General features: G+C 69.2%; 13 protein-coding genes. 7 read left to right on the forward strand and 6 right to left on the reverse strand.

Annotation, left to right across the window (positions count from 1 at the left end; genetic code table 11):
• Positions 1 to 8: 8 nt before the first annotated feature.
• Positions 9 to 599, reverse strand: a complete 591-nt coding sequence (locus tag AOZ06_RS17845; protein ID WP_225954803.1) for a maleylpyruvate isomerase family mycothiol-dependent enzyme — start codon at positions 597 to 599, stop codon at positions 9 to 11.
• Positions 600 to 671: 72 nt separating this feature from the next.
• A complete protein-coding gene (locus tag AOZ06_RS17850) occupies positions 672 to 1457 on the reverse strand; it encodes an AAC(3) family N-acetyltransferase (protein WP_054290437.1) in 786 nt (261 codons plus the stop codon).
• A 326-nt stretch (positions 1458 to 1783) separates the two neighbouring features.
• Here AOZ06_RS17850 and AOZ06_RS61650 point away from each other — a divergent pair, with 326 nt between their 5' ends.
• Positions 1784 to 2938 carry a MerR family transcriptional regulator gene (locus tag AOZ06_RS61650; protein ID WP_083471765.1) on the forward strand — a complete coding sequence of 385 codons (1155 nt, stop codon included), beginning with the start codon at positions 1784 to 1786 and terminating at the stop codon, positions 2936 to 2938.
• A 53-nt stretch (positions 2939 to 2991) separates the two neighbouring features.
• Here the strand turns inward: AOZ06_RS61650 and AOZ06_RS17860 are convergent, their stop codons facing one another.
• Entirely contained in the window at positions 2992 to 3912 is a 921-nt protein-coding gene (locus AOZ06_RS17860; protein ID WP_054290438.1) for an SDR family NAD(P)-dependent oxidoreductase, read from the reverse strand.
• A gap of 81 nt (positions 3913 to 3993) precedes the next feature.
• Here AOZ06_RS17860 and AOZ06_RS17865 point away from each other — a divergent pair, with 81 nt between their 5' ends.
• Complete coding sequence (locus AOZ06_RS17865) at positions 3994 to 4581, forward strand: TetR/AcrR family transcriptional regulator (RefSeq protein WP_054290439.1); 588 nt, start codon at positions 3994 to 3996, stop codon at positions 4579 to 4581.
• 13 nt (positions 4582 to 4594) lie between these two features.
• Here the strand turns inward: AOZ06_RS17865 and AOZ06_RS17870 are convergent, their stop codons facing one another.
• Positions 4595 to 5893, reverse strand: a complete 1299-nt coding sequence (locus AOZ06_RS17870; RefSeq protein ID WP_054290440.1) for a choice-of-anchor A family protein — start codon at positions 5891 to 5893, stop codon at positions 4595 to 4597.
• 237 nt (positions 5894 to 6130) lie between these two features.
• Here AOZ06_RS17870 and AOZ06_RS17875 point away from each other — a divergent pair, with 237 nt between their 5' ends.
• On the forward strand, positions 6131 to 6796 hold the full coding sequence (locus AOZ06_RS17875; RefSeq protein ID WP_054290441.1) for a polysaccharide deacetylase family protein: 666 nt from the start codon (positions 6131 to 6133) through the stop codon (positions 6794 to 6796).
• A 46-nt stretch (positions 6797 to 6842) separates the two neighbouring features.
• Here AOZ06_RS17875 and AOZ06_RS17880 read toward each other — a convergent pair whose 3' ends face one another.
• Positions 6843 to 7445, reverse strand: coding sequence for a TetR/AcrR family transcriptional regulator (locus AOZ06_RS17880; protein WP_335338398.1), 603 nt, complete (start codon positions 7443 to 7445; stop codon positions 6843 to 6845).
• Positions 7446 to 7613: 168 nt separating this feature from the next.
• On the opposite strand from AOZ06_RS17880, the gene AOZ06_RS17885 reads away from it, so the two are divergent.
• From AOZ06_RS17885 to AOZ06_RS17895, 3 genes are all read left to right on the forward strand, one after another.
• Positions 7614 to 8798, forward strand: a complete 1185-nt coding sequence (locus tag AOZ06_RS17885; protein ID WP_054290443.1) for an oxygenase MpaB family protein — start codon at positions 7614 to 7616, stop codon at positions 8796 to 8798.
• 12 nt (positions 8799 to 8810) lie between these two features.
• A complete protein-coding gene (locus tag AOZ06_RS17890; protein WP_054290444.1) occupies positions 8811 to 10019 on the forward strand; it encodes an oxygenase MpaB family protein in 1209 nt (402 codons plus the stop codon).
• Between the two features lie 273 nt (positions 10020 to 10292).
• Complete coding sequence (locus AOZ06_RS17895; protein WP_054290445.1) at positions 10293 to 11039, forward strand: peptidoglycan recognition protein family protein; 747 nt, start codon at positions 10293 to 10295, stop codon at positions 11037 to 11039.
• 22 nt (positions 11040 to 11061) lie between these two features.
• Here the strand turns inward: AOZ06_RS17895 and AOZ06_RS17900 are convergent, their stop codons facing one another.
• Positions 11062 to 11634 (reverse strand): dihydrofolate reductase family protein, encoded by a 573-nt coding sequence (locus AOZ06_RS17900; RefSeq protein WP_054290446.1) that lies wholly within the window; start codon positions 11632 to 11634, stop codon positions 11062 to 11064.
• Between the two features lie 169 nt (positions 11635 to 11803).
• Here AOZ06_RS17900 and AOZ06_RS17905 point away from each other — a divergent pair, with 169 nt between their 5' ends.
• On the forward strand, positions 11804 to 13312 hold the full coding sequence (locus tag AOZ06_RS17905) for a BTAD domain-containing putative transcriptional regulator (RefSeq protein ID WP_054290447.1): 1509 nt from the start codon (positions 11804 to 11806) through the stop codon (positions 13310 to 13312).
• The last annotated feature ends 33 nt before the right edge of the window (positions 13313 to 13345 follow it).

Below are 13345 nucleotides of genomic sequence, written 5' to 3' on the forward strand. Positions count from 1 at the left end.
CGGTGTCGTCAATCCGTCATGGGGCTGCCACGCCACTTCCACCCTTCTTGCCGCGGGTGACCCGGCAACTCCACCCGGTCGGTAGCCCACAGCAACGCCGTCCAGGAGTCCGTGACATCGGCAGTGGCATGCGGGAACATCCGGGCGACAACACGTGCGCACGTGTCGCGCGGCGGTTCGATGGGGACGCCGAGCCCGCGTGCGATGTCCACGCCGTGCACGAGCACTTCCACGCAGCCCATCCCCGCGAAGCCTTCGGGGTCGGAGGTACCGGTGGGGTGGTAGGCACGGACGGACGGCGCGGCTGTCCGTACCGCGGACGCCAGCAGTCCCGCGCCGACAATCATGAACTCCAGTACTTCGGCCGCGGAGGCGTCTTTGTCGGCGTTGGCGAGGAAACGCACGTAACGCTCGGCGGGCTGGGCGATGAGCTGTGCCGCGTAGGACAACAGGCAGTCCCCGAGGTGCTCTGCCGTGTGCCGGCTGTCCCAGTCGCCGGTGCCGGTCGCCGCTGCCCAGTCCCGATCGGTCACCGGACGCAGCGCGGTCACGACGCTGGCGACCGCCGCGTCCAGGTCGTCAGCGGTTACCGTCACCATGATCTCCTCGTGCGACTGGGAAAGTGGACGTGCGGTCAGCACTCGGCGGTTTGGGGATCCGCCCTGACGACATCATGTCCGGGACAACCATCGCTGGGCGTACGCGACCGCGTCCGCGAGGGGGAACAAGCGGGTTGCCGCCGCGCCGACCGTGCCGCGCCGGACAGGGCGGTCGCGTGCGAAGTCCTCGCCGAGTTCGCCGAAGCGTTCATCGTTGGTGGCGGTGTCGCGGACGGTCGTCCACTGCCTGCCTTGTGGTGTCATCACGGCGAACGATTCGTCGGTGGTGACAGCACCCGTAATCCGGTACTCGGCCAGGTGGAAACACGTACACGTGTCGAAGCCTGTGCCTAGCAACAGAACACGGGCGCCAGCTCGCTCCAGCCGGGCGAGCGGGCTCTGTTCGCCGTACTTGCAGTCCACCGCGTGGCCACTGGTGAGCTCGGCCGCTGCCGCGCCGACCGCGGCGAACGACGTCCGCGGGTGTGCGCTGCGCAGTGCTCCAGGCCAGGTACGCACCGATTCCGGGATCACGCCGACCTGTGTGGACGGTGTGACCAGGGGATCGTACGCGGGCATGGACGCGCGGATCGCCGGCCACCATTGCCTTGGCACCGGAGGGCTGGACCACCCCGCGGGGTCGGAGTTGTCGGCCGTCAGCGTGGGAACCACCAGCGTTCCGTGTGGTCCCAGCACTTCCAGGAGCGCTTGGACGACCGCGACCGCTCCGCCGGCCACCCAGCCGAGAGAACGCAACGAGGAGTGCACGAGCAGCGTTTCCCCGGCTTCGACGCCGGCCGCACGGAGGTCCTCGGCGATCGTTTCCGTTGTGCACAGCGGACCGGTCGGGGCGATCATGGTCCGATCATAGGGCCGGGATGGCAGTTCGCTTCACGGGAAGCCTGCGGGAAGACAGCCGCACGGCCGCGCCGCCGGCCCTGCCGCGACGCGAGCCCGTCGCGGTGTCCGGTGTGGTGGCTACACGGGCGATCGCCGAGATCGCCGTGTACGGCGCGAGGCCGGCGGCTGCTCCGATGGCCGCGCCACGGCACGGACGCGCCGGCGCCACCGCGCCCGCGGTGTGCTCGTGGCGGTCATCGGACTTTCCCCCAGCGAGGTGGTGTGCTCAGGACTGCCTTTCCTCAATCTTGCGTCTTCAAGTCGGCTTGATGTCAAATGGCTTCATGACCGACAGCGTCCGGATCGGCGAGGCGGCGGCTCTCTACGGCCTGTCCGCGTCCACCCTGCGGTGGTGGGAGGAGCAGGGCGTGCTGGGCTCACCCGAGCGGGTGGACGGCAGGCGGCGCTACGACGATCAGGATCTGCGCAGGTTGGGTCTGGCGTACCTGTGCTGCGTGGTCGGGATGATGCCGCTGGACCGCGCGGCCGTGGTCACCTCGGTCGGCATCGAGAACCAGCGGTGGCGCCACGAGGTGCGGGCGCAGGCCGAGCGGCTGCGGCAGCGGATCGCGCAGCTGGAATCGGCCCGCGACTACCTGCTGCACCTGATGGTGTGCACCAAGGACGACCCGTCGCTGTGCCCTGACCTTGACGAACAGCTGGTCGTCCGCACGCCGCGCGGTCGCGTCGACGAACCGGACCTGCCCGCCGCCGCGCGGGTCGCCAGGCGTTACGTAAATCGCGCGGACGATGACGAAAACCCGGGTGCGCCGACGTGCCCGGCGTGCCGGGCGCCCGTGCCGAAGGCCACACGCGGGCGACCGCGCGCCTACTGTTCGCCCGCGTGCACTGCTCGTGGCGCTGTTCGGCGGCAGGACGTTGACCGCGGCACCGGTCGGTATCGTCAGCCCGTGACTGACGGGCGCAAGCTGAAGGGGGAGCGGCGCAAGCGTGAACTGATCGAAGCGACGCTCCGCGTGGTCGCCAAGGAAGGTGTCGCGGGCGTCAGCCACCGGACTGTCGCCCGGGAGGCCGGTCAGCCCGCGACCGCCGCGGCGTACTACTTCGAAGGTATCGACGACCTGCTCACGGCGGCGCTGACCTCGTGCATGCACGAGGACGCCGACCGGATCAGGCAGGCGGCCACTGTGCGCGCGGTCGCCGAGAACATGGCGGAAGCGCTCAAGGACCCCGGCAGGCTGCTCGCGGAGTTCGAACTGTTCCTGCGCGCGGCCCGCAACCCGGACCTGCGCCGGTCGACCGACCGCTGGCTCAACGCGCTCGCCGACTTCGCCCGCCGGTACACCGACGACCCCAACCGAGTCCACGCGGTCGTCGCCGCCATCGACGGCCTGCTGCTCCAAGCACTGCTGACCAGCAGGCCGCCCACCGCGGCAGAGTTCGAAGCGGTGCTCCTGACGTTGCTGCCTCAGCCCTGACGGGCGAGAAGGTCCCAGCAGGCGCCGGCCTGCCGTCCTGACCGGAGCCCGGCTCACGCGAACGGATCGACGCCTGTCAGTTCGGCGCTGACCGACCACACCTGGGTAGCCAAGGCGGTGTCGGCCAGTTTGTTCCGGAGCGGCTCGAGCCGGGGCGCGCCACGGAGACCGAAGATCCGGGGACTCCACAACTGCCCGCCTTGGACGGCCGGATCGAGCACGGCACGCACGGCAGGCCACGCGCCCGCGTGTTTCCCTTGCAGCAGAAGGCCCGCGGGCAGGCCGCGCAGCCGCTCACCGGTGGTCGGGGTGTGCACCGGCGGGCGGGCCGGGGTGAGCGAGTCGAGCGCGCCGCCCGGGGTCGTCACCACGCTCAGCGTCGTGCTTCCGGTTGCCCGCAACCGGCGGTCGAGTTCGAGACCGAACAGCATCTGCGCCAGCTTCGAGCGGGCGTAGGCCTCCTTCGGCTCGTAGTCACGGGTGAAGCGGAGGTCGTCGATGTCGAGCTGTGCCGTCTTCGCCACGAGACTGCCGGTGGTGACCACACGCCCACCTGTCAGCAGCGGCGCCAGCCAGCCGACCAGCGCGAAGTGCCCGAGGTGGTTGGTGGCGAACACCAGCTCCTGGCCGTCCGGGTTTTCCCGCCGGGCCGGTTCTTCCAGCAGCATGCCCGCGTTGCACACGACAGCGTCGAGCCGGTCCACCGCGAGGCGCACCGCGGCGGTTTTCAGCGACTCGGGATCCGACAGGTCCAGCGGGAGGTGACGCACCCGCGCACCGGGGACGTGGGTGCTGATCGAGGCCATCGCGGCGTCGGCCCTGGCCGCGGCACGGCTGCCCAGGACGACGGTGGCGCCCGTGGTGGCGAGCTGCTCGGCGACGAAGTAGCCGATGCCCGCGTTGCCGCCCGTGACCAGGAAGGTCTTTCCCGGGGCGGGTGGCAGCCTGCGGACGTTCCAGGGGGAGGGGCTCATGGCACGAATATATCCGTAATGATTCCGAAGTCGGAATCACTATGAATTAGAGTCGACTTCGCTGGTCGGTAGGATGCCGGTATGGACAGGACTGGACAGGAGCCTGGACGGCGTGAACGCAAGAAGGCCGCGACCCGCCGGGCCTTGGCGGACGCGGCACGCAGACTGTTCCTGGAACGCGGGTTCGACCAGGTCACGGTCGCCGAGATCGCCGACGCCGCGGACACGGCCGTGTCCACGCTGTTCGTCCACTTCCCCGGCGGCAAGGAGGCGCTGGTCCTCGGCGACGGCGACGAACGCGAGCGCCTGCTGACCCGTGCGGTCCTCGACCGCGCGGAAGGCGTCCCCATCCTGCGGGCCCTTGAGGACTTCTTCGCCACCCGAGGACCGTTCGCCACCGACGCCGACGCGGAGTACCGCGGTCTCACCGCGCTCGTGGTGTCGACGCCTGCCTTACGGGCGTACGCCAGGACGTTGTGGACCAGCTGTGAGACCGCGCTCGTCCGTGTCATCGCCGAGCAGACCGGTCGCGACAGCGAGGACATGTCGTTGCGCCTGCTCGTCCGGTACGTCCTGGAGATCCCGGACATCGCCGGGGTGGAGGCCGAGCCGCGAGTCGCGTTGGACACCGCGTTCACGCACCTTCGGCGCGGCTGGCCCGGCTTCTGACCCCGTGCCCGGTTCAGCTCCGGCGCCTGCGGGCCATCAGCAGAACCACCCCGCCGACGAGGAGGAGCAGGCCGCCGAGTGCGATGAGCGGTCCGAACCGGAAACCCGTGCCGGCCAGGTCGTCCGAGTCGTCCACCGGTGCCACCTCGGGCCGTGTGGTGGTCACGGTCCCGCCTGTCGTGCTGCTGGTGGTGGTGGAACTGCTGGTGCTGCTGGACGTGGTGCTGGTGGTCGGCTTGGTCGAGCTCGTCGTCGTGGTGGTCGTGGTCGTCGACGTGGTCGTGGTCGGTTTGCCGCAGGTGGGCAGGTCACCGTTGAACGGGTACGCGTGCAGTTCGTTGCCCGTCCCGCCGCCGGTACCTCCGTGCGTGAGGGAACCGGTGGTGAAGAACCGGCCGTTGGTGCCGGGTGCGGTCACCGTGGTGGTGCTCGCCGGGTTGCCGACGAGGATGCTGCCCTGGAACTGGGCCGATCCCGCGATGGCGACCTCGGTCGCGGCCGGGAAGTTCCACAGTAGACGTTCACGCATGCCGTTGAGCTGACCGCCGTCCTGGATCTCGCCGGTGTACGTGGCGATCCGGCGTGCCGGTCCGACCAGGTTCACCAGCACGGTCGCGCCCGCGGGCACCCCGGCGAACTCGATGCCCTGTGCGCCGCCGCCGGAACCGGCGATGTCGAAGTCCACAGTGAACACCTGCAGCTTGGACTTGCCGTCGCCGGTGAACAGCGTCCGGTAGTTCTGGTTCACCGCGGTGCCGGTGGCCGGCGTGGTCGCGTAGCACGTGCTCGCCGTGGTCAACTGGGCGGCGAGACCCGCGTACGGCGAGAACGCCGCGGAGTCGGGTTTCTTCGTGCCCGTCACGTTTCCGGTGAGGGCTCCGGCGTGGTGCACGGTTCCGCCCTCGGCGATGAGCGTCTGGCCCGGTGCCACGGTGACCGCGCCGCCGGTGACGAGGAAATCGGATCCCGCGGGCGGCGGTACGCGGGAACCGACGCCCACGATGCCGATGTTGTACACCGACGACACGCCCGCGGCCTTGTTCTGGTCGAACTTGCCACCGACGACCACACGGCCTTCCGCCTCGGCCGCGGTCTGCCGCACCAGGAAATCGCGGCCGACGTAGACGCTGATCGCGTCGTCGCGTCCGGCGAACGACCCGTTGTTGATCGCGGGGAACGTGCCGGGGCACTCCGGGCCCGCGCACGGGCCGAGGCCGCCGGGCAGGGGATCGGCGATGCCCAGCGTGGTCACGGTGACTGTCGCGACCAGTGCCGCCGCTCCGAGGAAGCCCAGCAGGCGAGTCCGTGGCATGGTCCAGATGCTTGTGGCGCCAGCTGATTCCCGCGCCTATATACCACTTCATCGCCCGGCACGAGTGAACGATTCCGCTCGATCGGGTGGATTGTTGTTGTGGCGCATTGCTGTCAGTGAGTGCGGTCGAGGTCACAGTCGTGGTTGCGCCGAACAGCCCCGTTCTCCCGGCCGCCGCCGTGGTTGAGTTGATCACGGCCGGGCGCAGCCGATGCCCGGCCGGAGGGGATTTTCGTTATGCGCAAAGCACTTGCGATGCTCGCTGCCCTGGTGACGGTGGCGGTCGCCGCCCCGGTCGCGTCGGCAGCCGCGGAGCCGGAGCTCATCACCAGGACCCGCAACACGGGCAAGTACGTCGCCTTCACGTTCGACGACGGACCCAGCCCGGCCCACACGCCGCAACTGCTGGACGTGTTGCGGCGCAACAACGCCAAGGCGGTGTTCTGCCTGGTCGGCGACATGGCCGACTGGAACACCGCGCTGATCAAGCGGATCGTCGACGAGGGCCACACCCTCTGCAACCACTCCATGCGCCACAGCGACATGGAAACGCTGACACCGGACCAGATCCGCGCGGACATCAAGCAGACCGCGGACACCATCCGGCGCGCGGTGCCCAACGCCCGGATCCCGTACTTCCGTGCGCCGTACGGGCACTGGGGCGCCTCACCCGCTGTCGCCGCCGAACTCGGCTACAAGAACCTGAGCTGGACCCTGATGCCGGGCGACTGGGAACTGCCCGGCACGGACGAACTGGTCCGCCGGATCAGGGCGGGGCTCACCGAGACCGGCGTGATCACGCTGCACGACGCCGGTGGCGACCGCAGCCAGACCGTCGCCGCGATGGAGCGGCTGCTGCCGCAACTCGCCGCCGAGGGCTGGAAGTTCGACCTGCCCGCCTGACCTCCCCCGTTGCACCCTGGCCGACAGCGGCGTCGGCCAGGATCGCTCACGCTTCGATCATCGGCACGAGGAACTTCCTCGCCACGGCCCGCACCTGGACCTCGTCGTCCAGGTCGACCACCCGGCTCGGGGTGACCAGGAACGACGCCGACACCCGGGCCATCATCTCGGCCGCGAGTTCCACGTCCACGTTGCCGGAAATGTTTCCCGCGCGTTGCTCGCTGCGCAGCTGGCCCGCGACGAATTTCTGCACCGCCGCCAGCGTCGCCCCGTTGTCACTGATCATCGAGGGCAGCAACACGTCCGGTTCCGCGGTGAGCATGCCGCCGACCAGTGGATTTCCCCGAATCGCACGAAGTGCGCTGGCAAAACCGATCACCACGCGGTCCGCGGTGGTTTCGGCGTGCTGGATGTCGATCAGGAACTGGTCGAAGTACCGGCGGAACTCCCGCTGCACCACCTGCTTGACCAGCTCCTCCTTCGTGGTGAACCGGCGGTAGACGGTGATCCGGGAAACTCCGGCCTGCTTGGCGACGTCCTCCATGGTGGACCGCCGGATACCCATTCGGCAGAACTGGTCGTACGCGCCGTCCAGCACGCGCGTGGTGATTTCATCATGATCGTCGATACCGTCAACTGCGTCGGCCAACGCGCGCTCCAGTAACGACTCCGCGCCGGGGGGCGTCATTCTCACCCGCCTTCAAATTGAGTCTGGTGTTGTGGCGTGAATCATGCTCTCCTGGGGATGATACGCGGTTACGTCATCTGTATCACAGTACCAACCGCGGTCCGCGCGGCTCAAGGAGGAGTTCGGCGTATGAATGGGCTCAACAGGCGCAGGATGTTGCTGGTCGGCGGCGGTGCACTGGGTGCGTTGAGCCTGGCGGTGCCGGCGCGGGCGGGATCCGGTCCGGGCGCCGACCCGCGGTGGGTGTGGGACGAGGGAGCCGATCCGCTGGTGGCCTCCCTGATCGACCGTGGTGACGTGCCGAAGGTCAACACACTGCTGAAGACGTGGACGCGCAACGACCTGCCGCTGCCCGACGGGCTGCCGCCGGACCTGCGCGCGTTCATGACGAAGGCACGCAGGCCGCCACCGTGGGCTGATCAGTCCACATTGGAGGCGGCGGCCGACTTCCACAGGACCAAGGCGTTCTACCTCGACCTGCTCAACGGGCCGGGCAACGGCATCCTGAGCACCGCGATCCCCAAGGAAGCCCGCGCGGTCCACTACTCCAAGGGCGGCGCGGACATGAACGACCGCGTCGCCAAGACCAGCCTGTTCGGGTTCGCCGTCGGATCGCTGAACGGATACCGCCCCGCAGGCAAGGCAGTGGTCACCTCGGTGAAGACCCGGCTGGTGCACGCGGCTGTGCGGCACCTGCTGCCGCAGTCCCCGCACTGGGCGCGGACCGGCGGCGGCGAGATCCCGATCAGCCAGAACGACATGCTGGTCACCTGGCACACGCTGCCGACGTACGTGATGCGCAAGCTGATCGAGTGGCGCGTGCCGATGACCACCGCCCAGACCGGCGCGTACCTGCACCTGTGGCACGTCACCGCGCACATGCTGGGGATCAGGGACGAGTACATCCCGGCCACGTGGGCCGCGGCCGACGCGCAGTCCGACCAGGTGCTGCCCCCGGCGATGGGCCCCACCCGCGAGGGCGTCTCGCTGACCGACACCTTGCTGGGCATGCTGTCCGAGCAGACCAGTCCCGGCCGGCTCAACCGTCCCATGGTCAACGCGCTGTCCCGCTACCTGGTCGGCGACCAGGTAGCCGACTGGAACGGCATTCCGCGCGAGCCGGTCTGGGATCCGCTCGTGCGCTCAGCGTTCCCGAAACTCGTGGCGTTCCGGGAGAAGCTCGTCCCGCTGCCCCTGGTGCCGGAGATCGCGTGGGTGATCGAGGAAGCCGCGCGCGCGTACATCCTCTTCTACCTCACCAAAGGACAACCGGTCGGCATCGACATCCCCGAGATCAACCGTCCCACCCGATAGGAGTTGGCGAGCATGGATGGGTTGAGCAGGCGCAACGTGTTGCTGGCCGGTGGCGGCGCACTCGGCGCGTTCGGCGCGTTGGGTGTGGCAGGCCCGGCATGGGCGTGGTCTGCGAGCGGATCGGTGGCGGGTTCGGGAGCCGGTGCCGATCCCCGGTGGGTGTGGGACGAGGAGGCCGACCCGCTGGTCGCGTCCCTGCTGGAGCGCGGTGACGTGCCCAAGGTCAACAAGCTGCTGCGGACGTGGACCCGCAACGGCCAGGCGCTGCCCGATGGCCTGCCGCCGGACGTACGGGGGTTCATCGAGAAGGCGCGGCGACTGCCGCCGTGGACCGACCGGTCCAAGTTGGACACCATGGTCGAGGTCACCAGGGCCAAGGGGTTCTGGATCAACACGCTGTACGGCGTGGCCAGCGGCCTGATGAGCCCGGCCATCCCCCGTGAGGCCATCGCGGTCTACTACTCCAAGGGCGGCGCGGACATGAAGGACCGCATCGCCAAGACGAGCCTGCTCGGCGCCGACATCACCCAGCTCAACGCGTACGAGCCCGAAGGGCGCATGATCGTCTCGTCGGTGAAGACCCGGCTGGTGCACGCGGCCGTGCGGCACCTGCTGCCGCAGTCCCCGCAGTGGGCGCAGAGCGGCAGCGGCCAGATCCCGATCAGCCAGAACGAGATGATGGTCACCTGGCACAGCCTGCCGACGACCGTGATGCGCAAGATCCGTGACTGGAAGATCACGATGGCCCCCGCGCATTCCGACGCGTTCCTGCACCTGTGGCAGATCGCCGGGCACATGCTGGGGATCAGGGACGAGTACATCCCCGCCACGTGGGCGGCGGCCGAGACGCAGGCCCAGCAGGTCCTGGACCCGGTGATGGGCCCGACGCGCGAAGGCGTCGAACTGACCGAACTGATCATGAAGATCGTCTCCGACGTGGACGGCGGGCTCTCCCGGCCGTTGCTCAACGCCCTGATCCGGTACGTCAACGGGGACGAGGTCGCCGGCTGGATCGGCCTGCCGCGCGAACCGTTCTGGGACCCGGTGGTCCGCGACGGCTTCCCGAGGTTCGTCGCACTGCGCGAGAAGCTCGTCCCGTTGCCGCTCGTCCCGCGGATCGCGTGGACCATCGACGAGATCCTGCGCAAGGCGACGCTGGTCTTGCTCGGCTCGGGGCGGCCGATCAGCATCGAGATGCCCACCGCCAACCGGCCGTCCTGACCCGTGGACTCCAGCGGCGTCGGCCGGCGCTGGTTGTCCTGTGTTTGCGACCTGTCAGCATCTTGTCCGCACGCCTGACGCTGGACCTGTCGACTTCGTGACTGTCACGCCGTCCAGGTCCCTCGCGAGTTTCGTCGTCAACGGTGTCAGCGCCCCAGCCAGTGTTGGGCCGTCGTTCACTCGGTCGGCTGAGGGGCTTCAAGGTCACCGGGAGGTCACGCCGACACCTTCCGGGACGGGTCTGTGCATGGCCCGCCCCGAAAGGAAGAACGCATGATCACACGTCGGTCCTTGCTCATCGGCTCTGCCGCCGCCGTCACGACCGGAATGGCATGGGCTCCCACTGCGCGGGCTGCCGCGTGCGGACCGAACGTCGAACTGCGCGCGACCCCGGAGCTGGTGGTCACCGTGCGGACCAGGTCCGGGTGGGGCGCTGATGAGAGCTATCGCTTCAAGGACGGCAAGGAGGCGTGGACGCCCGAGTACTTCAAGCCGCAGACGCTGACCGTGCACCACGAGGGCGTGGGCACGGGAGGCGACCCCGCCGTGCGGGTGCGCGGGATCCACAAGCTGCATGCCGTGGACAACGGCTGGGGCGACATCGGCTACCACCTGCTGATCGGCTCCGACGGGGTGATCTTCGAGGGCCGGTGGTCCGGGGACGACTGCGTGCCGGTGTTCGCGGGCTCCGGCGTGTATCCCGTCAACGCCGCGCACGTGGTCAACTTCAACGCCAGCAACATCGGTGTCTGCCTGATCAACAACCTCAACACGGTCGAGCCCACGCCCGCCGCGCTGGAGAGCCTGGCGCGGGTGGCAGCCGTGTTGTCCGTGCGGTGCGGGCTGGATCCGCTCGGCACGACGAACTACGTCAATCCCATCAACGGCAAACGCAAGACCGTGCCCACGATGTCGCTGCACCGCGACTGGGCCGACACCGAGTGCCCAGGCGCGAAGCTGGTGCCGAAGATCCCGCAGGTGAAGGCCAGGGTGGCTGAGCTGGTCAAGGCCAGCCGGTGAACGGCCGGCCTTGTCGTGGCCGTCAGCGGACGTCGTAAACCAGCTTCTGGATCCCGTTGCCGTAGGACTCCGACTCGACCAGCGCGAGGTTCTGCTTGTCCTTGTCGGTGCCGCTGAACAAGCGCTTGCCCGCGCCGAGCAGCACCGGGAAGACCAGCAGGTGGTAGCGGTCGATCAGGCCGGCGTCGGACAGGTTGCGGTTGAGGGTGGCGCTGCCGTGCACGATGATCGGGCCGCCGCCGGTCCGCTTGAGGGCGGCGACGTCGTCGAGTGACCGCAGGATGGTCGTGTCGCTCCAGTTGGACACCAGGTCCTCGTCGCGCAACGTCGTCGACACGACGTACTTGGGCATCGCGTTGTAGCCGGCGAACTCCTCGGTCATGGTCGGCCACACCGGCGAGAACGCCTGGTAGCTGGCGCGGCCCATCATCATCGCGGTGGCTTCACCCTGCTCGCGGCCCTTGAGCTCGTACGCGGCAGCGTCGAACTCGATGTCCTTGAACGTCCAGCCGGTGTTGCGGTAGCCCGGCTCGCCGCCGGGACCCTCGATGACGCCGTCGAGCGAGACGAACGCGGTGGTGATCAGGGTGCGCATGGCGTGCTCCTTGGTTTCTTCTGCCGTGCTGTCGTCAGAGCGTCGAACGGGATCCGCCGGATCGACACTCCGCCGGGAAATTCTCGCGAGATTTTTCCAGGGACCTCTCCCCGGGGCTGCCGCGTACTGTCCGCAGATCCGCCGTCACTCCCGGTGAGAGGGGAAGCCCGTGCTGTTCCGGACGATGGGGGTACTGGAAGTCACCGACTCGGCCGAGGTGGTCGCCCTCTCCGCGGAGAAGCCGCGGCGCCTGCTGTTGCTGCTGCTCCTGCGGGCCAACCGCTGGGTGCCGGACGCGGAGCTGACGGACGCCGTCTGGCCGGACGGCGCGCCCGCGTCGGCCGCGGGCAACATCAAGAGCTACGTCAGCCAGCTGCGCGGCGTCCTCGGCCCGGCCGACGGGGCCAACCGGATCGACCGGCAGCCGGGCGCGTACCGGCTCAACGCCAGGCGCGACGAGATCGACGCGATCCTCTTCGAGGACCTGGTCGACCGCGGCCGGACCGCCCAGGACCCCGGGCACACCGTGAAGCTGCTGACCGACGCGCTGGACCTGTGGCGCGGGACGCCGTACGAGCAGTTGGACGTCCACCAGGCGAAACCCGAGGTCACCCGGTTGACCGAGCTGAGGTGGGCGGCCAGGCACATGCTGGCCGACGCCCTGATCGACATCGGTGACCGGTCTGCCGCCATCGCGCTGCTGCGTGCCATGACCGTGGACGACCCCCTGCGTGAACAGACGTGGCACAGCCTCATGACCGTGCTGCACAGCAGCGGCCGGCGGGCGGAGGCGCTCGCCGCGTACCAGGAGGTCAGGCGTGCGCTCGTCGACGACCTGGGGATCGAGCCGGGCGCTGAGCTGCGGGACGTGCACGAGAAAGTGCTGCGCGACGACGTTGCCCCAGTCCACACGGCCCCGCCCGCCCCGGTGGAACCGGTTGTGCGAAGACCGGGGCGCCAGTGGGCGATCGCTGCCCTGGCACTGGTGCTCGTGCTGCTGGCGTACGTGGTCGCGACCGAGGCGACCCCACCGGACTCGGCCCCATCGGACTCGACTGCTGTCTCGCACATCGGTCACAGCTGGGGGCAGCCGAGCACCGAGCTCGCCGGTGACCGCATAACGTCAGGGTGGGTGGTCAATGGTCCGTGGCCGAGCCACGCGGGCGGCCACTACGTGCCGGGCAATGTGACCACGCGGGACGGGAACGTCGTGATATCCGGCTCGCCCAACGGCGACACGGGCCACTTGTGGCAGACGGACGACGCCGTCAGCGGGAGGGTCGAGGCGAGGGTGCGGATCCCGCCCGGGTGCGCCTGCCACCGCCCCGCGTTCAGCCTCTGGTCGGTCACCGAGGAGCAACGGGCGGGCGAGATCGTCTTCCTCGAAGCGCCCGGCGGTGACCGGCAGACCGCCAGGTTCGCCATCCACCACCCCGGCCGCGGCTCGCAGACCGAGACCAAGCGCGTCGACCTGACCTGGTGGAACATCGTCGCCGTCGAGTGGGCGCCCGATCACGTCACCGGGTTCCTCAACGGGGAGAGGTGGTTCCACGCCCAGCGCGGACCGGGCGACAAGGCGGTCGCGCTGCGGCCGACGTTCAAGATCGACTGGCTGGGCGGCACGCGGCCGTCGTCGTCCACAGTGGAGGTCGACTGGATCCGCGTGTACGACCGCTGACGCGTGCGAGGATGAGCCGTACGTCCACGGCTG

This window comes from Kibdelosporangium phytohabitans, assembly GCF_001302585.1.
Lineage (GTDB): Bacteria > Actinomycetota > Actinomycetes > Mycobacteriales > Pseudonocardiaceae > Kibdelosporangium > Kibdelosporangium phytohabitans.